The sequence below is a fragment of the Vibrio kasasachensis genome (assembly GCF_050337565.1).
Classification (GTDB): Bacteria; Pseudomonadota; Gammaproteobacteria; order Enterobacterales; family Vibrionaceae; genus Vibrio; species Vibrio kasasachensis.
In genome coordinates, this window is sequence record NZ_JAKJTB010000015.1 from 69,069 (window position 1) to 90,161 (window position 21,093).

20 protein-coding genes are annotated in these 21,093 nt (G+C 42.9%); 7 read left to right on the forward strand and 13 right to left on the reverse strand.

All coding sequences use genetic code 11. From position 1 onward, the window contains the following. Nucleotides 1-188 precede the first annotated feature (188 nt). The 3 genes from norV to L4C38_RS13080 all read left to right on the forward strand — a co-directional run bounded on the left by norV (nt 189) and on the right by L4C38_RS13080 (nt 4,689). The gene (gene norV, locus L4C38_RS13070; RefSeq protein WP_428797998.1) at nt 189-1,670 is read left to right on the forward strand and encodes an anaerobic nitric oxide reductase flavorubredoxin; all 1,482 of its coding nucleotides are present in this window, start codon (nt 189-191) and stop codon (nt 1,668-1,670) included. Further along, complete coding sequence (gene norW, locus L4C38_RS13075; protein WP_428797999.1) at nt 1,670-2,815, forward strand: NADH:flavorubredoxin reductase NorW; 1,146 nt, start codon at nt 1,670-1,672, stop codon at nt 2,813-2,815. Before norV ends, norW begins: the two co-directional genes overlap by 1 nt. Nucleotides 2,816-3,033: 218 nt before the next feature. Next, complete coding sequence (locus tag L4C38_RS13080; RefSeq protein WP_428798000.1) at nt 3,034-4,689, forward strand: mechanosensitive ion channel family protein; 1,656 nt, start codon at nt 3,034-3,036, stop codon at nt 4,687-4,689. 75 nt (nt 4,690-4,764) lie between these two features. Here the strand turns inward: L4C38_RS13080 and L4C38_RS13085 are convergent, their stop codons facing one another. The 7 genes from L4C38_RS13085 to gap form a co-directional block, all read right to left on the reverse strand. After that, nucleotides 4,765-6,342, reverse strand: a complete 1,578-nt coding sequence (locus L4C38_RS13085) for an alkaline phosphatase (RefSeq protein ID WP_428798001.1) — start codon at nt 6,340-6,342, stop codon at nt 4,765-4,767. 177 nt (nt 6,343-6,519) lie between these two features. Next, on the reverse strand, nt 6,520-8,403 hold the full coding sequence (locus L4C38_RS13090; RefSeq protein ID WP_428798002.1) for a BCCT family transporter: 1,884 nt from the start codon (nt 8,401-8,403) through the stop codon (nt 6,520-6,522). Nucleotides 8,404-8,530: 127 nt separating this feature from the next. Next, nucleotides 8,531-8,875, reverse strand: coding sequence for a hypothetical protein (locus L4C38_RS13095; RefSeq protein WP_428798003.1), 345 nt, complete (start codon nt 8,873-8,875; stop codon nt 8,531-8,533). Between the two features lie 178 nt (nt 8,876-9,053). Continuing rightward, a complete protein-coding gene (locus tag L4C38_RS13100; protein ID WP_428798004.1) occupies nt 9,054-9,995 on the reverse strand; it encodes a ChaN family lipoprotein in 942 nt (313 codons plus the stop codon). Nucleotides 9,996-10,065: 70 nt separating this feature from the next. Next, nucleotides 10,066-10,884, reverse strand: coding sequence for a 23S rRNA (guanine(745)-N(1))-methyltransferase (gene rlmA / locus L4C38_RS13105; protein WP_428798005.1), 819 nt, complete (start codon nt 10,882-10,884; stop codon nt 10,066-10,068). 93 nt (nt 10,885-10,977) lie between these two features. Beyond that, nucleotides 10,978-11,862, reverse strand: coding sequence for a D-hexose-6-phosphate mutarotase (locus tag L4C38_RS13110; protein WP_428798006.1), 885 nt, complete (start codon nt 11,860-11,862; stop codon nt 10,978-10,980). Nucleotides 11,863-11,993: 131 nt separating this feature from the next. Then, entirely contained in the window at nt 11,994-12,989 is a 996-nt protein-coding gene (gene gap, locus L4C38_RS13115; RefSeq protein ID WP_428798007.1) for a type I glyceraldehyde-3-phosphate dehydrogenase, read from the reverse strand. 335 nt (nt 12,990-13,324) lie between these two features. On the opposite strand from gap, the gene msrB reads away from it, so the two are divergent. Beyond that, nucleotides 13,325-13,744: a peptide-methionine (R)-S-oxide reductase MsrB gene (gene msrB, locus L4C38_RS13120; RefSeq protein WP_428798008.1), complete on the forward strand. Its 420-nt coding sequence runs from the start codon at nt 13,325-13,327 to the stop codon at nt 13,742-13,744. A gap of 131 nt (nt 13,745-13,875) precedes the next feature. Here msrB and L4C38_RS13125 read toward each other — a convergent pair whose 3' ends face one another. Next, entirely contained in the window at nt 13,876-14,691 is an 816-nt protein-coding gene (locus tag L4C38_RS13125) for a DUF2989 domain-containing protein (RefSeq protein ID WP_428798009.1), read from the reverse strand. Nucleotides 14,692-14,795: 104 nt separating this feature from the next. Between L4C38_RS13125 and L4C38_RS13130 the strand changes: the two genes are divergently transcribed. After that, nucleotides 14,796-15,083, forward strand: coding sequence for a YeaC family protein (locus L4C38_RS13130; protein WP_428798010.1), 288 nt, complete (start codon nt 14,796-14,798; stop codon nt 15,081-15,083). A gap of 59 nt (nt 15,084-15,142) precedes the next feature. Here L4C38_RS13130 and L4C38_RS13135 read toward each other — a convergent pair whose 3' ends face one another. The 4 genes from L4C38_RS13135 to L4C38_RS13150 all read right to left on the reverse strand — a co-directional run bounded on the left by L4C38_RS13135 (nt 15,143) and on the right by L4C38_RS13150 (nt 18,273). Next, nucleotides 15,143-15,634 (reverse strand): YchJ family protein, encoded by a 492-nt coding sequence (locus tag L4C38_RS13135; protein WP_428798011.1) that lies wholly within the window; start codon nt 15,632-15,634, stop codon nt 15,143-15,145. Between the two features lie 69 nt (nt 15,635-15,703). Continuing rightward, entirely contained in the window at nt 15,704-16,918 is a 1,215-nt protein-coding gene (locus tag L4C38_RS13140) for an EAL and HDOD domain-containing protein (protein ID WP_428798012.1), read from the reverse strand. 76 nt (nt 16,919-16,994) lie between these two features. Further along, on the reverse strand, nt 16,995-17,732 hold the full coding sequence (gene lpxH / locus L4C38_RS13145) for a UDP-2,3-diacylglucosamine diphosphatase (protein WP_428798013.1): 738 nt from the start codon (nt 17,730-17,732) through the stop codon (nt 16,995-16,997). 46 nt (nt 17,733-17,778) lie between these two features. Next, a complete protein-coding gene (locus L4C38_RS13150) occupies nt 17,779-18,273 on the reverse strand; it encodes a peptidylprolyl isomerase (RefSeq protein ID WP_428798014.1) in 495 nt (164 codons plus the stop codon). A gap of 202 nt (nt 18,274-18,475) precedes the next feature. Here L4C38_RS13150 and cysS point away from each other — a divergent pair, with 202 nt between their 5' ends. Both cysS and L4C38_RS13160 read left to right on the forward strand, forming a co-directional pair. Further along, nucleotides 18,476-19,855 (forward strand): cysteine--tRNA ligase, encoded by a 1,380-nt coding sequence (gene cysS, locus L4C38_RS13155; RefSeq protein WP_428798015.1) that lies wholly within the window; start codon nt 18,476-18,478, stop codon nt 19,853-19,855. A 294-nt stretch (nt 19,856-20,149) separates the two neighbouring features. Next, nucleotides 20,150-20,728, forward strand: coding sequence for a thymidine kinase (locus tag L4C38_RS13160; RefSeq protein ID WP_428798016.1), 579 nt, complete (start codon nt 20,150-20,152; stop codon nt 20,726-20,728). A 79-nt stretch (nt 20,729-20,807) separates the two neighbouring features. Here the strand turns inward: L4C38_RS13160 and infA are convergent, their stop codons facing one another. Further along, nucleotides 20,808-21,026 (reverse strand): translation initiation factor IF-1, encoded by a 219-nt coding sequence (gene infA / locus L4C38_RS13165; protein WP_005600159.1) that lies wholly within the window; start codon nt 21,024-21,026, stop codon nt 20,808-20,810. Between the last annotated feature and the right edge of the window lie 67 nt (nt 21,027-21,093).

Genomic DNA, 21,093 nt, shown 5'->3' on the forward strand with positions numbered 1-21,093 from the left:
TATCAAAATGATAATTTATTATCTCAATAACACAAATGTTTTATTATCGTTACGATAATTAATAAAGGGTGATTTTTCTTATCTATTTGAATATTAAGTAATTATATTTCTGGCACGTTCTTAGCAATATAGGAAAAAGAATCTTTAGTCACACAGACATCAAATTGCAAAGAATAGTAGGTAGTACGATGACAATTCATGTAAAAAACAACATTCACTGGGTAGGACAACGCGACTGGGAAGTTCAAGACTTCCATGGCACTGAATATAAAATTACTAAAGGTACCAGTTACAACAGCTATCTCATCCGCGAAGAGAAAACTGTGTTGATCGACACGGTAGATCATCGTTTTAGCCATCAGTTTATTCAAAATCTAGAGATGGAAATCGATCTCAATTCGATTGATTACATTGTTATTAATCACGCCGAAGAAGATCACTCAGGCGCTTTATCTGATTTAATGGCTCGTATTCCCAATACGCCAATTTATTGCACGGAAGCGGCAATTGATTCTATTGTTGGGCACCACCATCATCCTGAATGGAACTTTAAAACCGTTAAAACTGGGGACTCGTTAGATATTGGTAACGGCAAGCAACTCGTGTTTGTTGAAGCGCCTATGCTGCATTGGCCTGACAGCATGATGACCTACCTAACTGGGGATGCGGTTCTGTTTAGTAACGATGCGTTTGGTCAGCACTACTGTGATGAACGCTTGTTCAATGATGAGGTAGACCAAACTGAGTTGATGGACCAATGTCTACGTTATTACTCAAATATCCTAACCCCATTTAGTAGTCTAGTTACGGCGAAAATTCATGAAGTACTGAGCTTTAATCTTCCTGTTGATATGATCGCGACTTCACACGGTATTGTTTGGCGAGATAACCCAGCACAAATTATTGAAAAATATTTAGAGTGGGCGGATAGCTACCAAGAAGACCGCATTACGATTTTCTATGATTCAATGTCTAATAATACTCGCATGATGGCTGACGCGATTGCTCAGGGTATTCATGACGTTGATCCTGGCGTGGCGGTGAAAGTCTTTAATGTTTCTCGTCATGATAAAAATGAGATTTTGGCGAATGTCTTTCGTTCGAAAGGTGTATTAGTTGGCTCATCAACTATGAATAACGTCATGATGCCAAAAGTGGCCGGCATGCTAGAAGAGATCACTGGTTTACGTTTTAAAGAGAAAAAAGCGGGTGCATTTGGTAGTTATGGCTGGAACGGTGGTGCGGTGGACCGTATTCATTCACGCTTAACCGATGCGGGCTTTCAAATGGTTGAAGGGCTGAAAGCGAAATGGAAACCGGATGGTAAAGCACTAAGAGTTTGTCGTGAACATGGTCAACGTGTCGCTAAACTTTGGGCGCTTGGCGAGCTAAATGTAGAGCCTATGAAGGGGTTAATTACCCAGCCAAAATCAGAGCCCAAAGCTATAGATATTGAAGTAACAAAGAGTGTGGGGTCGGAGCATGGACCTGATTGCCAATGCATGATTTGTACTGTTTGCAACTGGGTTTACGACCCTCAAGTAGGCGAGCCAAATCAAGGCGTAGAAGTAGGTACGCCTTGGTCCGAAGTACCGGACTACTTCTTATGCCCTGAGTGTAATTTAGGTAAGGATGTTTTTGTTCCTCACAATAAACAGGATGTGGCGTAATGTCTGATCCGATTGTTATCGTAGGCAGTGGATTTGCTGCCTATCAACTGGTCAAAGCGATCCGTCGCCTAGATAGTGATACAAATATCTGTGTGATTACCGCAGATGATGGGCATGACTATAACAAGCCTGATTTAAGCCATGTATTTTCCAAAGCTCAAAATAAAAATGATCTGATTGTGGCAACCGGTGATGAGTTTGCTCAACAGCAGAAATTCACACTGCTGAGTCGTTCGAAGGTAGAAAGCATCGATGCACAGGCTCGCTGCGTGGTGGTGAATGGTGAGCCCATTCATTATGCCAAGCTAGTATTGGCTACTGGTGCTAGCGCGTTCATTCCACCGATTAAGGGCAACGGTGTTGAATGTATGCGTACACTTAACAGCTTGGAAGAATTTGCGAATCATCATGATTCACTTAATGATGCGCAGCGAGTGATGGTGTTAGGTGGTGGCTTGATCGGGGTTGAAATTGCTTTAGATTTGGCTAATGCGGGTAAAAGTGTTGCATTGATTGAGCCCGCTTCGACTTTGATGGCAAATCAATTGCCTGATTTGATTGGATTTAAGCTACAGCAGCATTTACTTATTAAGGGTATTGATATTCAGACAGGCGTGATAGTCGAGCAAATAAACCAGCTCAACAATAAACATCATGTTGAGTTGAGTAATGGTCAACTACTTGAAGTGGATGAAGTTGTCGTGTGTGCTGGCTTGAGAGCCAATACTGACTTAGCTCAGTCTGCGGGGGTATTGGTCAACAAAGGTATTGTGGTAGACCAAACCCTGCAAACATCAGTGGCGGATATTTATGCGTTAGGCGATTGCGCTGAGTTGATGGGCGAAGTGCGCTCTTATCTTCAACCCATCTTGTTGAGCGCTAATGCGTTGGCAAAAACCCTATTAGGTACAACAACCAAGGTGGTATTACCGACCATGATGGTGAAAGTTAAAACGCCTAGCTACCCAATCCAATTGGCGGGTGTAACCTCAGGTCACGCCATTGCGCATTGGCAGATAGAGACACAACCACAGGGTATGGTGGCAAAAGCCTACGATAGTGGAAACAAACCGATTGGTTTTGTCGCAACCGATCAAATGGCTAGCCAGGCATTTACCTTGTTGAGAGAGCTTGCGACGGCTTAATTCAGTTTGGTAAAGACCTGATTATACTCACGTGATAAAAAAGCTTACTTCGGTAAGCTTTTTTATCTGGTCGATTTTAAATATTAATCCGCAGTTTTCACGATTGGCGTACTGTTCACATTCCACATCAGCACTACACTTACCTTTAACGGTTTTCTGATGCAGCAAGCGATATTTGCTGCTAGGCTCGCATTGTTAGCTTTGTAAGTGAGGTTTGTATGTCGTTCATATTCAGCAAGAATTTCTATCTTGCTCTTGTCATTAGCTTATTTTGTTTCGCCGTAGCCGCTCAAGCGGAAAATGTCGCTCCACAATCCTCTAAAGCTGAATTGGCGATCGAATTAATCAATCAAGATATTGTCGATCTTTCTCAGAGCTTGGTTTCCGCAACCGGCGATGATCGCGATGCGATTCAGTTGCAACTTTTTCAAAAAAACGAAGATTTACGTAGTCAGTTGGCTGTTGCTGTTAATCATGAAAGTTTAAGTAAATCGGTATTGCTTAAACAGATACAGCAGCAAATCAAGTACTCTCAAGGTGCGAGGAAGTATCTTGATGACAAAATAAAGCAGCTTAATGAGCAAATTAATGAGGCAAAAACCGAAGATAAGTTATCCTTGCTCAATCAATACAGAGAGCTGCAACATTATCTCGATACCACTTATCAAGCGAGCTGGCAAAACCTCAATTGGTTAAAAGAGCTTGATAAGACAGATCCGAAGCTTGAAGAATCTTTACGTGATGCCACCAATACCCGTTTGCGATTGCTCTCAGCGTCGGTAGAGTACTTTAGCCAACAGGGTGAATTTGCCGCCACTCAACTTGCGAGTAGCCCTGAATCGGAAAAAGCGAGCATACAACTCAACCAACTGATTATTAAACAGCGTTTAGATAGCGCCACCCAGAGCATGCGGGATTTGATCACCATTGGTGATCACCTTGGTTTGGAAACCTCTGAATATAAACGCTTGGCATTTGAAGTGACAGGCAACATCACCCATGACTTACTCAATACGCAGGTTATCTTAGCCATTATCACTAATTGGTCGACGAACGCGTTTGACTGGCTGGTGGATAACGCGCCGCAGCACCTTTTTGAGCTGATGATCTTTGTGATTATTCTACTCATAGCCAAAGGGTTAGCGAGTATTGCGCGTAAGATAGTGACGAAAACTGTCTCGTCGAAAAATCTTAAGATGTCTCAGTTGATGCAGGATTTCTTTGTCTCAATGTCGGGCAAAGCGGTTTGGGTTGTCGGTATCATGGTGGGTTTGTCGCAGATAGGTTTGAATCTTGCGCCAATCCTAACCGGTTTCGGTATTGCTGGTGTCATCATCGGTTTTGCCTTGCAAGATACATTATCTAATTTTGCTGCAGGTATGATGCTACTGATTTATCGCCCGTTTGATGTGGGGGATTTTGTTTATGCCGGTGGAGTTGATGGCAAGGTGAGTCATATGAGCTTAGTTAACACCACGATTCGTACCTTTGATAACCAGATCATTATTGTGCCAAACAGTAAGATTTGGGGAGACGTGATTAAGAACGTGACTCATGAGCGTATTCGTCGTGTTGATATGGTGTTTGGTATTGGCTATAACGATGATCTATTACATGCTGAGTCGGTATTATTAGACATAATTACGTCACATTCAGCGGTACTGCGGGCGCCTGAACCGATGATCAAAGTGCATACATTGAATACGTCTTCTATCGACTTTATTGTTCGTCCTTGGGTAAAAACTGAAGACTATTGGGATGTGTATTGGGATGTGACCAAAGAAGTAAAGCTGCGCTTTGATCGAGAGGGTATTTCGATTCCTTTCCCACAGCAAGACGTACATTTGCATATGGTGGATAAGAAGGAAGCATAAAGTCTGCAAATCGTGTGACAAAAAAAGCGCCCTGCTCAGGTATCAGAGGCGCTTTGGTCTTTCTATGGTGGTGAATTACTTCACTTGCGTCATTAGATAATCACCCAATTCGGAGTGATGCATGATTTTTGAAACGGGTAAGATTTCTTCTGCTGGTCCCCATGCAAAAACGTTAACTGGCGTATGGGTGTGAGTACCTGTACCCCAGACGGTATTTTGTAGGGTTGCTTGTTCACGAGCGAGAAGGTTACCGCGATCGTTGTATGGGAAGAATGCATCGAAGTCGTTGATAGCCGGAACTTCTTTTTCGTCCAAATATTTATGCTTAGCTAGACGATAAGGGTTTGGTTTGCTTTTCAGCACGTTGCTAGCTTGTTCGGCAGTAATAGGAAATGCACTGTTTGCATTGACGATTTCCGCAAGTTTTTGTGGCGTTTGCTCAGCTTTATCCAGTTTCTGGAACTCACTGATCATACCGTAGTAGCTCTTTTTCTGATTGTAGAGTCCATCAAGAATCGCGAACTGACCAAAATTAAAGTTCGGCGCATATGCGCGATCTTTAAACGCTTCGCCTGAACGCTTCTGTGGTTTTGGCAGTTCAGAAGAAGAGTAACTAAAACCAAATGATCCAGTTTCATGGTCCGCAGTGACGATGATCAGCGTGTCATCACGACCTTTTGCCCATTCATAAACAGAGTTGACTGTTTGGTCGAATTTGATCATTTCGTGCAACATGGTTCCCGCATCATTGCTATGCGCAGCCCAATCAATTTGACCGCCTTCAACCATTAAGAAGAAACCATCTTTATCTTTGGAAAGGATCTCTAATGCTTTCACTGTCATCTCTTCAAGGGAAGGTTGAGAGCGCTCTGGATTTTTTTTATTAGCGCTATAGGCGATTCCGTCATCCATACCCGAATAGGCAAACAATCCAAGTAGCTTGTCACCTTGGGCGCTTTCTAGCATTTGACGGTTGAAGGCAAGACCATAGCCCGCATCCTTCGCTTCCAGTACTAAATTGCGCTCATCTTTACGTTTCGACTTTAAGTACACGTCGCCTTGGGTAAGAGTCTGTAAAGCGTTATAGGTATCGCCTTTGTCATTGGTCGATTTCGGGATCCAGTGACGAAGCCCGCCCGATAGCATCACGTCAACATTATTCGCCAACATGTCGGAAGCGATGTCGTTTTCCAATGAGCGATGCGGTTGGTGGGCAGCAAAAGCTGCAGGGGTGGCGTGAGTTAAACGAGTGTCAGAAACCAAACCTGTGGCTTTACCAAGCTTCTTGGCTTTTTCAAGTACGGTTTCTACATGGTTACCTTGAGCATCAATACCAATCACTTCTGATGCGGTGTATTGACCGGTTGCTAGCATGGTTGCTGAGCAGGCAGAATCAACCACAATCGCATCTTCAGGATGAGTAAGCGATGAGCCGATCACGCCTTCATCAGCAAGCTTAAATAGCGCGGTGGTGCGTCCTTGGTAAATAGAGTTAGGAGCTTGGTTTGCGTAGGTTTCTAATAGACCGACTTGTTGAGGTCCCATACCATCGCCAATCATTAAGATCACGTTTTTTATTTCAGCAGACGCGGCACTGAAAGTGAAAGAACTAGCTGCGGCAGCAACCGCAACAGAGGTAAGTAAGCGCTTCATTGTATTGTCCTTTATTTGAAAAGCGGGCTTAGTACATCAGCTCACCATGACAGATAAGTTACAGTAACAAATAATTCACAATTCATTGATTTTAATTATCATTTATATGCGGTGAATGATAAAAAGCCCACAAGAGTGGGCTTTGACTTAGGGATGGAGAAGAAGGTTTCAATCTATTTATGTGCTTGGAATAATGCTATTGAAATCAATCCTAGCTTGTTGAGAAAGATCAGAGGCTTGTTGTTTGTATTCTTGAGCCTTGGTTAAATTATCCAACGCTTTTTGCAGCGCATCTTGAAGTTCTTGTGGTAAATGATGATCAGAATAGTTTTCATCAAGACTGTGCTCAAGCGCGAATGCGCGAATACGCTTACGAACTTGCATTAGTTCGCTCATTGAAAGACGCTCAGCTTCAGCTGCTTCTTGTGCGGTATCGCGAGCTTTTTCAAAGCGAGCAAGTGCCATGCCTTCTGATGACCAAGGATCGACATCTGGTAATTCTTCAATGTTAATGGTTGGTTCCACGTAGGCATCTTGATGGCGTAAGTCGAGTGAGGTCGCGCGTACCGCTGAAATCATCAGCATCACAGCAATAACCAATAATGGTAGACCACCAACGATAGCTGCGGTTTGTAAAGTGCTCAAACCGCCCATAAACATCAACACAGTTGGCAAGAATGACAGTGTGAACGCCCAGAACATACGGTTCCAACGCATTGGCTCTTCAGTTACATTGTTTTGTACTACTGAAGCTAATATGTATGAGATCGAGTCGAAGGTTGTTGCCGTAAAAATAATACAAAGAATGGTAAATACAGCGATAACCAAAGTGCCCATTGGTAATGTTTCAAGCATTGAGAAAATGGCTTTGGTTGCGCCGTCACTATTTAAAATTCCCACCACATCGAGCTCACCAGAAAGCTGCAAGGAAAGACCGTAGTTACCAAGGATCATAAAGAATAGGAAACAGCCCAATGATCCAAAGAAAATCGAACCGGCCACCATTTGTTTGATAGTACGCCCACGAGAAATACGCGCAACAAATAAACCCATACTAGGCGCAAATACTAACCACCAAGCCCAGTAAAAAATCGTCCAATCTTGAGGGAAGTGGGTGTTTTCAAATGAGCCGTATCCGCCAAATGGTTCCGCCCAAGTCGCCATTACAAAGAAGTTCGATAGCATGCGTCCGATGGAATCCAGACCGGTTTCAAGCATGAATATGGTTGGGCCGGCGATCAATACAAATGCCAGTAGGCCCATTGCGCCCCAGAAGTTAATGTTACTGAGGATCTTGATGCCTTTCTCAAGACCAGCATAAGAGGAGTAGGCAAATATGGCAGTACAGACTAACAGTACAAGTACTTGGCTCATGGTATTTTTGGGCATACCAAACAAGTAATGTAAGCCTTCACCAATCAGTGGTGCAGCCAAACCTAAGCTGGTTGCTGCGCCGCCAAGTAGACCAAAAATAAATAACACATCAATAATTTTACCTACGGTTCCTTTACTGCGCTCTTCACCTAATACCGGCATCAGCGCACTGGAAACCTTTAATACTGGTTGTTTACGAACATAGAAGAAATAAGCAATCGGCAGCGCTGGAATAAGATAGATTGACCAAGCTATCGGACCCCAGTGGAAAAGACCGTAAGTTGCTGCCCAGCGGACCGCCTCTTCACTACCTGGTTCTAGCTGAAATGGTGGTGATTGGTAGTAATATGCCCATTCAATGCAGCCCCAGTAAAGAATACTTGCGCCGATACCGCCACAAAATAGCATGGCAGCCCAAGACATTGTCGAGAACTCTGGCTTCTCATCTGCTTCACCTAGCTTGATTTGCCCCATGTCACTGAAGATGACGTAAATCATAAAGAATAAAGCGCTAATGCCGAGTGCGAGATAAAGGAAACCGAGTTTGTCGGTCATAAAGGTTTTTGCTATGGCAATCCACTCAGCCCCTTCAACAGGGAAAAGTATTAAAGGAATTACGATAGAAAGGAGTAGCGCGATAGCGCCAAAAAAGGTGGGTTTATCTATTAGTGAGAAAGATTTTTTCACGGTGCATTTCATCCATAAAGACCATTATATTGTCATTATGTGTGCTGATGCATCAGTGTGACAAACAGCAGATTTTACCGTGAGGATTAAAGTTTTTTCGAGATGATAATTTGCCTGACCACAAGGATCAGACAAGCATTAATAATAGACCGCCAACCGTTGCCGCTGCGGAAACAAATTGCCCTGCAGAGTACGAGTCGTCTTCTTCTTCTTTAATCGTATCAGGGTGATCCATTCCAAGAGCACCGTGGGCAAAAGATTCCACTTTGTCACTGACTGTTTTACCTTGTGCACTTTCTTTTTCGATTTCTTGCAGTGCGGCAAGGAGCGCTTTGCCTTCCTCAGAAAGTGTAACTGTATTTTGCTCTACCTTAAGAGGAGCAGGGCTTGTTGCCGCTTCTGCAGGTTTGGCTTGAGGTTTGACCTGCTGGGTTGGCGTCAGTTTCGCTGGCTCCATTCCTACTGGTGTCATAAAAGTCTCCTCTAATATTCCTCAGTCATTGTATCGACCGGAGAGTAAAAAACTTGTGTGAAATATTCGCTCAATTAATGAATGTTTTAAGAGCAAAAATTGAGCCAACTTCGAGCTTAGATGAAATTTAGTTCAAATTGATATTATGTTCGTGGAATAACGGGCGCAAATAAGGACTTCATTCACACTCAATAGCGCTGGTTTGATGGATAAGAGATTGGTAGGCTTTGATTCGATTCTCTTGGGTAACGTATTGAATTGGCGGAGGTAGAACATGTAACTGATAATCACTGCCGCTAGAGTTTAATTCCGATTTTGGTGTCACGACGATGACATTAAGGTTCGATGCTCGGCGCAATATTGATGCTTTAATTCCCAAGCCATCTTGTACATGAAACTTACCGGCTATGTGTATTACCTGATGTTCAGGATGACTTGTGAGATAGCTAACGATACTTTCAGCCATGGTCTCATCCCAAGTCACTTGTGCGACAAATTGCTTTTCAGTTTGCTCAGCTTCTCCATGATGCATTGAAGCCATAAAACGTGTTTTGTAGGGAGAATTTTGTGTATAGATGTCTTTCGCTACCCAAGCGCGTTGCAATGGCGGTAATGTCTCTAAATAGGAGCTACCTTGGCGTGCAATGCAGCGTATGATTTTCCGTGGTGCATTGGCGGCGATAACATCAATGTGATTGCTTTTTGAATACTCGATCAGAGGTCGATAATCACTTTGGTAATTTTGCCACGCATTTCCTTGATCTATTAGTGGTTGTTCGCCAATTTCCGCAGCTAAGTATTGATCAACGACAGCCTGTTTATCGCGGGAAAACTGCTCCATGGATAGCGCAACAGTAGGGTTGTTTATATAGGTTTGCCGCAGGAAGTCGCTTTGAAATCGGTGGATACCTGTGTGGGTGTGCCACTCGCCAATAAGGATAACATCGGCTGAGGCGGTCAATTGGGTAAATTGCGCCAGTGAGATGGGCTTTGCTCTAGGAGTATAAAGCTGGTAATCGTAAAAACTGGTAGGCGTATTCTCTGTATCAGTTGATACGGAGGAGGCGCAGCCCAATAAAGGCAGCCCGATAACAAGAGTCAGTAGTCGATTTTTGAACATAAAAAAGCCCTATTTCTTTTCTAAAGAGTAAATAAGGCTCCCGTAAGTTTCAATTTTTCATTGGTTTTGATTACAACTTTCGATAGATACGGATCATAAAGTCTGCTTCGCAATCGAAATGGTCTGCTGTTTTAAGCGTGTCACGTAGCTCATCGCTTGCTTTCCATGCAAAAGGTGTCATTTGTAGCAGATCAAAACCATCATTCGGCGCCAATGCCATCATATAGTTAAGCTTTTTCTCATGCTCTAAAGTGAAACCCTCTAACTCTTCGGCATCTTCACTGTGGAGTCGTACATCTTGATAGATGTGTTCACGCAGTTGATATAAGTGACGACCAGCAGGCGTTACGGTAACGACAATTCCGCCGGTTTTTAAACAACGTGCGAGTTCTTCGGCTTTACATGGTGCGTAGATACGTAAAATGGCATCTAAACTTTGATCTGAAAATGGTAAGCGGTGGCTAGAGGCAACACTAAATTGACAGTTCAAGTAGCGTTTTGCTGCATAGCGAATTGCGATTTTGGAAATGTCTAACCCAAACACTTGCGCGCTAGGTAACTGTTGAGATAGATGAGTTGCGACTTCATCGGTGTAATAACCTTCGCCACAGCCAATATCAAGCAATTGATGACTCGTACCTAGCAGGTATTCGGTGCATATTTTCGCGACGGTTTGTTTCATCGGTAGATAGTAATCTTTCTCAAGGAAGCGACGACGAGCCTGCATCATCTCTTTATTGTCACCTGGATCTTTAGATCGCTTGTGTTGCACCGGCATCAAGTTAACGTAACCTTCTTTTGCAAGGTCGAAACTGTGGTTATTACTACAACGATAAGTGCGTTCAGTAAAAGAAAGCGATGAATGACAAAGAGGGCATTGATAAGACATAACAAGCTCAGCAGATGAATTTAGGCGGCAGAGTCTAACAAGAAACCGAAGGCTACAAAAGAGCCAGCATATTTAGCTGGCTCTTTGGTATTACTATTGGGCTGCAATCACGGTGACGAGTTCATAGTTCTCGCTGGGTTGCAATGTGATTCCTTGTTCAATAGTCGGCGCGTGAATCGTCGACTCTACGCAAAACATAGTTTGGTAGCCATCGTCTTGCATATCACCCATACTTTGCGCACCTTCGGACCACGGGTTCCACAATACAGCTGCATTGTGACCTTGGTTTTCCACAGTTAAGGTGCGATTAAGCACTTTATCTTCGATTTTAATTAGCGCTTCAGGTTGAGTGTACACGCGGTCAATCGTATCTGTTAATACCAGTGTATCGCCGCCTTGGCATACTTTGTCATCTTGAAGGCTATCGAGATATTGTGTCCCCATACCCGTGGTTTCAGTTTGCAGAATATCAGCCACGTTTAAGTATGTGTGTAGTGCGCCAGAGAAAGTCCATGCTTCATCATCAATGTTGATAACTTTCAGAGTAACTTTCAGTTCATCACCAACTTCAACTAATAAGCTTACGTCAAACATGTGTGGCCACAATTGGTGAGTATCTTTACTTGGAAGTAGGGCGAGTTCGACAATCACACCGTGTTCGTTTTCACGATGTTCAACCAGTTCCCATTGTGATGTACGGGCAAAACCATGTGCAGGAGCAGCAATACGACCGAACCATGGCCAACAGACTGGAATGCCACCACGTAGCGCTTTTTTACCATCAAAAATGGCTTGTTCACTCATCCAAATCAGATCTTGTTGTCCGGTTGGTTGATAGGAAACAAGGTGTCCGCCATGCAATGCTATACCCGCAGTTGCTTTGTCATGGATAATGCGAACAATTTTAACTTGGTCTTTTTGCACGATAGTAACGTTGTCGGATAAAACGGCTATCGCTGGAAGAGAGACTAAATTCATTAATCAAGTCCTTATGTAATAAATGATGTTAAAACGACGGAATTGCAGATACTAAAAAGGCGACTCAAGAGCCGCCTTTTTTCACGATTTTTCTCAAAGAAAAGTCTCGCTAAACGCTATCTAAGTAATGATTACTTAGAGATGTGTGCGATTAGGTCTAGAACTTTGTTTGAGTAGCCGATTTCGTTATCGTACCAAGATACAACTTTAACAAAGTTGTCAGTTAGTGCGATACCAGCTTTAGCATCGAATACTGAAGTTTGAACTTCGCCGATGAAATCTTGAGATACTACTGCATCTTCAGTGTAACCAAGAACGCCTTTTAGAGGACCTTCTGATGCTGCTTTCATTGCTGCACAGATAACTTCGTAAGAAGCGCCTTTTTCTAGGTTAACCGTTAGGTCAACTACAGAAACGTTTGCAGTTGGTACGCGGAAAGCCATACCAGTTAGTTTGCCGTTTAGCTCAGGAAGAACAACGCCTACTGCTTTAGCTGCACCAGTTGATGATGGGATGATGTTCTGAGAAGCACCACGACCACCGCGCCAGTCTTTAGCTGAAGGACCATCTACAGTTTTTTGAGTTGCTGTAGTAGCGTGAACTGTCGTCATAAGGCCTGAAACGATACCGAAGTTGTCGTTTAGTACTTTAGCGATAGGAGCTAGACAGTTAGTAGTACAAGAAGCGTTAGAAACGATGTCTTGACCTGCGTAAGTTGCGTCGTTAACGCCCATTACGAACATTGGAGTTGCGTCTTTCGAAGGACCAGTTAGAACAACTTTCTTCGCGCCAGCAGTGATGTGCTTACGTGCAGTTGCGTCGTCTAGGAATAGGCCTGTAGCTTCTGCTACTACGTCAACGCCGATTGCATCCCACTTAAGATCTTCAGGGTTGCGCTCTGCAGTTACACGTACAGTTTTACCGTTAACGATTAGGTTACCGCCTTCAACTTCAACAGTACCGTTGAAACGGCCGTGAGTTGAATCGTACTTTAGCATGTAAGCCATGTATTCTACGTCGATAAGGTCATTAATACCTACAACTTCGATGTCATTGCGCTCTTGCGCTGCACGGAATACGAATCGACCGATACGGCCAAAACCGTTAATACCAACTTTGATAGTCATTATAGCTGCTCCACAACTTAATTTCTGATTAAAGATAACTGGTAGTAAAATTACATAATCCAGTAACAATCTGCAAGTGATAATCGGACTTAACTTGTTTAATGTCAAAAAAAAGCGACGCTTTTCTTCACAATTAGTCTCAAATGACTATCTTTTGCACTGAATTTGAAATCTTATTCCCAACTATGTCGTAAAATAAGGGAAGGACAAAACTGAGCAAGTCAGTTTTTGTCACTCTATCATGGTGAGAAAGTATGTGCTACAAAGTCTATCGAACGCAAGTATTTAACGAAATTTAAGAAAATAATAACAAAAAAATACGTAGGGGGAAGAGAATGGAAATTGAACCAAAAAAACTAGTAAAACCTGATGATTACTGGCGTGAGTGCTTGTCGGAAGAGGCGTTTAGGGTATGCCGGACGCAAGGAACAGAGGCGCCATTTAGTGGTAAGTTGTTACATAATCGAGAGTCCGGAGTTTATCACTGTACGTGTTGCGAAGCACCCTTATTTCAATCAGAAAACAAATACGATTCTGGTTGTGGATGGCCAAGCTTTGATGCTCCTTTAAATAGCAAAGCGATCCGATTTATTGAGGATCTGAGTCACGGAATGACACGTACGGAGATCCGTTGTGCGGTTTGTGATAGCCATTTAGGTCACGTTTTTAACGATGGACCAGCAACAACAGGTGAAAGATTTTGTGTTAATTCGGTGTCGTTAATTTTCAACAATTTACAAAAAAGCGGTGATTGAATCACCGCAATTTGTTTTATCCTTTCAATTATTCTTGTACTTACCGACAGAATTAAGCAAATAATGCTAATTTTACCGTGTTATGGCATCTATACCCAAGCACCTTGAGGTTACTTGGGTAATAAGCGTCATTACATTCGAGGAATCATGGTTGTTTTGTATTCACCGTCTTCAATTGCGTCGTGAACATTCTCTGCAACATCATCGAGCTGGTGGTATTTGTCTTCAGTGAAACCGTAAAGAAGGATATTATTTTTCTTTGATGCGGTTTTAACACCAAATTCTTCAGCTACTTTTGTCCAGATGTAAGCGAGTTCTTTACGATTGATCTGCAAGTTGATACTTGCGAGGGATTTGATCGCGTCGATATTAGTGACTTTCCCATCGCTTAGTTCCAATGATCGATTCAGTAGTTTAAGTGTTTTACTGGCGTCGCGGCTAGTATAAAACGTGGCAAGGGCATATTGCATTTCAGCTGTCTCAAGAGCGGCACTGCCTTCAAGCTGCAAGAAATGACGGCGTGCAGTCTCATCACCCTCTTGGCTCCATAAAAAATACAGTGCCTTAGGCGTAGTTGATTGCTCTAATTCTGCAACGATACGTTCTCGTTCTTCTTTTACATGTACCACAGTTGTAAAACGTTTCGACTTTCGCTCAGATTGAGTTAGCGGCTGAATTTGAGCTGCCAGAGTTAAGCATTTTTCATACTCAGCGAGGATGTGGTATTCCTTGATTTTATTTTCGTCTGATGGATTCTTAACAATATCGTATCTATGCCAAATTAGGTCGGTGCGAGGCAGACGGCATTGTCCATCATCTATATTTAGTGACTCGCATTGTAAAACCGGGTTGGCTTCACAAAGCTGATCTGTGTTTTTTCTACTTTCGAAACACCCTAACAGGGGAAAACTAAGACCAATGATGGCCACCAACTTGAGTTTATTCATAATTCTCGATGCTTGTGATCAATTACACTTATTCGGAGGTCATTCCTTGACTCAAAATGCAAGCCAGTTATTTTCTCTGTTATAAATGATTATAAGGATAAGTCATGGATGCCGAGCAACTTGTTAATGCCATTACCCCAGAAGCCTACGAACGCCTACTGTATGCAGTAGAGACGGGTAAGTGGCCTGAGGGCACTATTTTAAGCCAAGAACAACGTGATTCTTGTATGCAAGCCGTTATGCTTTATCAGTCCAAGTACAATACGGAAGCTCAGCACATGACAGTTGCTCAAGGTGGTGAAGTAAGCTTTAAATCCAAAGCGGAGTTAAAGAAACAATTTCAATCAGCGCAGTCTGATATTTTGCGCGTTAATCCCAACCATAACGAGTAACGTCTATACCCCCTGATAATAAAAAGGTAGATGCCTTAACATCTACCTTTTTTATCTAATTATCCGCAACACTTCTTAAATTTTTTACCACTGCCACAAATACATGGGTCGTTCCGTCCAATTTTGAGACTTTTAACCGGTTGTGACAGTCTCTCATCCTGTTGTTTTTCTAGCGGGAACTCACCATCAATGTAGTACCAAAGCCCATCTTCTCTAACAAAACGCGAGCGCTCTTCTAAACAGTAAGGCTTTTCATCTTGATTAAAGAATGCTTTGAAAGTCACATACCCTTCATTCTCGTCAGCACTGCTCTCAAGTACTTCAAGTTCGGTCCATTCACTATCTACAGATTCCGCTATAGCATCACGTTGATCTGAGGCATTGCAGCTTGAATGGTAAGTTTCAACCACAAAATCCACTAGCCCCAGAACGTGCGCACTGTATCGTGCTCGCATTAGTTTCTCTGGAGTGTTTGCCTTTGAGTGGGTTTGATGAATCGGCTGGCAGCATGCTTCATATGGAGTTGCGTTCCCGCATGGACATTGGCTCATGAAATTATGTTCGTTGGGCTTGAATAAGGAAGGTTAAGTGTATTTAGCCTAACGTCATCAGTAAAGCCTTTAGTCGTGTACATCCATTAGTTCCGCTGTCCATTGTATGGATAAGTCATAGCAAGCGAAGATTTCCATTTCGGTTATGTTTAATTTTTGACCAATGGCATTAATGCTATCCCAACGCGCTCGTTCGATGGCTTTGGATAGCACTAATAAGCCACCTAGCTGTCCTCGTTTTTCAAGTAAAGCGAGTTGAATCGCTTTATCGATGGGCATCTCTTTTACCAACATCTCTAATGGTCTATCAAGTAAGCAGTCTAAGAGTGAAAACATACCAGTCAAAAAGGCGTGCCCTTGTTGAGGTTGAACTTGCAGTTTTTGCGCAAGTAATTCACAAAATTTGGCCCTTTGAATCGACAATGTATAAAGGTAATTGGGTTTGCGCTCGTCCGTGGAAGCGAGGGCAACAAGAGAGATAAACTTTCGTAAGCGATCTTCACCGAGATAAACCAGAGCTTGCCTAAAAGAGAGAATTTTATTGGTGACAATAGTCGAAGAGTTCACGTAGCTCAGTAGTTTATAAGATAGAGTGACATCCCTTGAAATTAGCTCTTCCAAAACGTCGAAATCAATGCTGTGCTTAGATACTTCGGTAAGCAGTTGAATGACGGTGAGCATTGAAGGTTCGAGAGATTTCTTTTGTATCAACTCTGGTTTACTAAAAAAGTAACCTTGAAAGTAGTCGAACCCAGCCTGTTTTGCTTGCTCAAATTCTTCGTTGGTCTCTACTTTTTCGGCTAAATAGCGAATGTTGCTGTTTGGGGTTCGTAAGATGAACTCTTGAGCTTCGAGAATAGAGATGGCGCGAATATCGAATTTTATAATCGTAATGTAAGGTAGAAAAGCAAGCCATTCCTTGCTTGGAACGAAGTCGTCAAGCGCTAGTGTGTAGCCGCGTTGGGCGAGGCTTTTTACCGCATTCAGCAGTTCTGGAGTAGGTGCGCAATCTTCAAGAATTTCAATGACTAAGTTTTGAGGCGGAAAAAGGCTAGGGAGGTCGTTTATTAAGCTTTGATAAGGGAAGTTAATAAACCCAAGCAGATCACCTATGGTGTCTTGCCGAGTTGCAAGTAAGTGATCAGATAACAAGCGGCTCGTCGCTAGGTTGGCATCGATATCAGGAAAACTGTTCTTGGGACCGTCGCGAAATAATAATTCATAACCGATGGTTTTTTTATCCACGTCCATGATTGGTTGCCGTGCGAAATAGGAATACTTCAAAATTTTTACATCAACTCCTTTTAACGTTGGGTTAATGATAAAGCGACATTAAGTATTTGCTATGAGTCAGTTCAAACTAACACGGTTCCGAGTTAAACGGACGGGCTTGTAAACTGTAATTTTTTGCGTCAAAGCACAAAATTGAGCCTTGCTCATACCAATCGCCAAGTACGATTCGAGTCATTGGTTCGCTATTAACAGAAAACGTATGCATATCAGGGCGATGGGTATGCCCATGAATCATTAAATCCACCTGGTGATCTCGCATCACTTTTTCTACTTCGCTTTGTGTCACGTCCATAATCATTAGTGATTTGGACTTTTTAGTATCACGAGCGTCTGTTTGAACTTTGCGTACGATCGGCGTTTTTACCGACATTGGTAGTCGGTTGAATACCCATTGTAACCAAGGTTGATTGACTTTGGCTCTAAATGCGAGGTACTGGGTATCTTCAGTACACAGAGTGTCGCCATGCAGAACTACGGCTTTTCGTCCATACAGGTCTATTACTGTCTCGTCACCAAGCAGTTCAATACCGGTTTGTTTCGCGAAGCGTTTACCGACTAAGAAGTCTCGATTGCCCTTGGTAAAGAAGCAAGGAACCCCACTGTCAGTTAGGCGTTTAAATTCAGTGCGAATCTGAGTTGCGAATTCACTCTTGTCGTCGTCACCTATCCAAAAATCAAACAAGTCACCCAGTACATACAGCGCATCGGCATTGATTGCCTCGTTACGCATGAAGTGTTCAAAGCAGCGGTTAATCTCAGGTGTGTTTGGTGATAAATGCAGGTCAGAAATAAATAGTGTGGTCATAATACTCGCTGAATAAAAAAGGGCGCAGAGCACCCTTTATTGAAGATTATTCTTCGATAGTAGTGCTAGTGATAATAACATCGTCTAGCGGTACGTCTTGATGCATGCCGTAAGAACCAGTGCTAACCACTTTGATTTGGTCAACAATGTCCATGCCTTCTACAACTTCTGCAAATACACAGTAACCCCAACCATCTAAGCTTTCTGAGCGAAAATCTAGGAATGTGTTGTTGTTTACGTTGATAAAGAACTGAGAGCTAGCTGAATGCGGTTCCATAGTACGCGCCATCGCAAGCGTACCTACTTTGTTGCTTAGACCGTTGCTTGCTTCATTTTTAATTGGTGCACGGCTCGCTTTTTCACGCAGACCTGACTCCATGCCACCGCCTTGAACCATGAAACCATCGATAACACGGTGGAATAATGTGTTGTCGTAAAAACCATCACGGCAGTACTGTAGGAAGTTTGCACATGTCTCTGGCGCTTGTTCTGTATGTAGCTGAACTTTAATGTCACCAAAATTAGTGTGAAGGGTGATCATGATTGTGTCCTTAACCTATGTTTCTGATTTGAGGGTAAGATTCTAACTTAACTTTTCAGACATTAATACGCGAAAAGCAGGGAATCAGACTTGAGTATAGGTGCTAATGATGTCTTTTTGAGCGATTGAGGGATTACTTAAACAGCAACGAGTTGGTATACTGGAGCACTATTTTATTTCACTCAAATGAAGCATAGAGATCATGTTAAAAATATATAACACACTCACAAGACAGAAAGAGGAATTCAAACCAATCAATGCCGGTAAAGTTGGCATGTATGTCTGTGGGGTAACCATATATGATCTCTGTCATATTGGTCACGGTCGCACCTTCGTTTCATTTGACGTTGTGTCTCGTTACTTGCGCTACTTGGGTTATGACTTAACGTTTGTGCGTAACATCACCGATATTGACGACAAGATCATTCAGCGTGCGAACGAAAATGGCGAAAGTTGTGATTCGCTGACAGAGCGTCTAATCGGCGAAATGCACGCAGACTTCGAAGCGTTGAATATGAAGGCCCCAGATGTTGAGCCGCGAGCCACTGAATTTATTGTAGAAATCATCGAATTGGTTGAAAAACTGATTGAGCGTGGTTTTGCTTACGTGGCTGACAACGGCGATGTCATGTTTGAAGTGGGCAGCTTTGATGAATACGGCAAGCTTTCTAAGCAAGACTTAGATCAATTGCAAGCGGGTGCGCGTGTCGATATCGAAACCGCCAAACGCAGCCCATTAGATTTCGTTCTTTGGAAAATGTCTAAACCTGGTGAGCCTACGTGGGAATCCCCATGGGGAGCTGGTCGTCCTGGCTGGCATATTGAGTGTTCAGCGATGAACTCATCCATTTTAGGTAACCATTTCGATATTCACGGTGGTGGCTCTGATCTTCAGTTCCCTCATCACGAGAATGAAATCGCGCAATCATGCTGTGCTCATGACACACAGTATGTAAATACTTGGATGCACAGTGGTATGGTAATGGTCGACAGAGAGAAGATGTCTAAGTCTCTTGGTAACTTCTTTACTATCCGCGATGTACTTGGTCATTACGATGCGGAAACCGTTCGTTACTTCCTAATGTCTGGACACTACCGCAGCCAGTTAAACTATAGCGAAGAGAACCTGAAGCAAGCTCGTGCTTCACTTGAACGCCTATACACGTCGTTACGTGGTCTAGATTTAACTGTGGCACCAGCTGGTGAGGCTTATGCTGCTCGCTTTGCTGAAGCGATGAACGACGATTTTAATACACCTGAAGCATATTCAGTGCTGTTTGATATGGCTCGTGAGATCAATCGCCTTAAAACAGAGGATTTAGAGCAAGCAAATGCTCTAGGGGCTTTAATGCGTGAACTCGCTGACGTGATTGGTATTCTTCATCAAGATCCTGAAGCCTTTTTGAAAGGAGATTCGGGTAGTGATGAGGAAGTAGCAGAGATTGAAGCTCTTATTAAGCTACGTAATGATTCTCGCGCTGCAAAAGATTGGGCAAATGCTGATATGGCTCGTGACAAGTTGAATGAGTTAGGTATCGAACTGGAAGATGGCGCGGAAGGCACCACTTGGCGTCGTAAGTAAGGATACTAATACAATCAACTGATTATTCATTCTTTCTGGTTAAAATCGCTGATAACGGCGTTACAGACTTTGAAGTTAGCACCACTAACTCGCTGTGGTCTGTGCCTTGTTCTAAGCGATTTTTCCTGAGAAATTTGATGAACACTCAGTCAATGGTATTAGTATAGACGTCCTTCTTGAAGTTGTAGCGTTGTTAACTGCAACATCAAGAAGTGAACATATAAAGCAATTTTTAAGGGCTGAGTTATCAGCCCTTTTTACTACCGAATATTAATTTTTTACGGGACTATTTCTTTGGCTCAGATGTACTTCTATTACTCGGCAATGAACGCGGGTAAATCTACGACACTTCTTCAATCTTCTTTTAATTATCAAGAACGCGGCATGAATCCGCTAATCTTCACTGCAGCGCTAGATAACCGCTACGGTGTAGGCAAGGTGAGCTCACGGATAGGGTTGCAGTCAGACGCGCATTTGTTCCAACCAGAAACAGAGTTATATCAAACCATCGCTGAATTGAATGCGCAAGAAAAGCGCCATTGCATTTTGATTGATGAGTGCCAATTTTTATCGAAACAGCAGGTTTACCAGTTAACTGAAGTGGTGGACAAACTGCATATTCCGGTACTTTGTTATGGTCTGCGTACGGATTTCTTAGGTGAACTGTTTGAAGGTAGTAAATATCTACTATCCTGGGCTGACAAGCTCGTAGAGCTGAAAACTATCTGCCATTGTGGTCGCAAGGCGAATATGGTTATCCGTACTGATGAGCATGGCAATGCAATCAAAGAGGGTGATCAAGTTGCGATTGGTGGTAACGATAGTTATGTATCAGCTTGCCGTCAGCACTACAAAGAAGCGCTAGGTAAATAACACCTTAAGTCGCTAGAAGTAATACAACAAAAAACGGAGCCGCTAGGCTCCGTTTTTTGTTGTATTCGGTAATCAGAGATTAACGAGCACGGAAGACGATGCGGCCTTTAGAAAGGTCGTATGGAGTCATCTCTACAGTTACTTTGTCACCAGTAAGAATACGGATGTAGTTCTTACGCATTTTACCAGAGATGTGAGCAGTAACTACGTGACCGTTTTCAAGTTCAACACGGAACATTGTGTTTGGAAGAGTATCAAGGACTGTGCCTTGTAACTCAATAACGTCTTCTTTAGCCATCTAATCCTCTTTATAAATGGGCGCTTTTATCAGGTGTTCTCAGCTGACAAAAATCAATTTAGCGAAG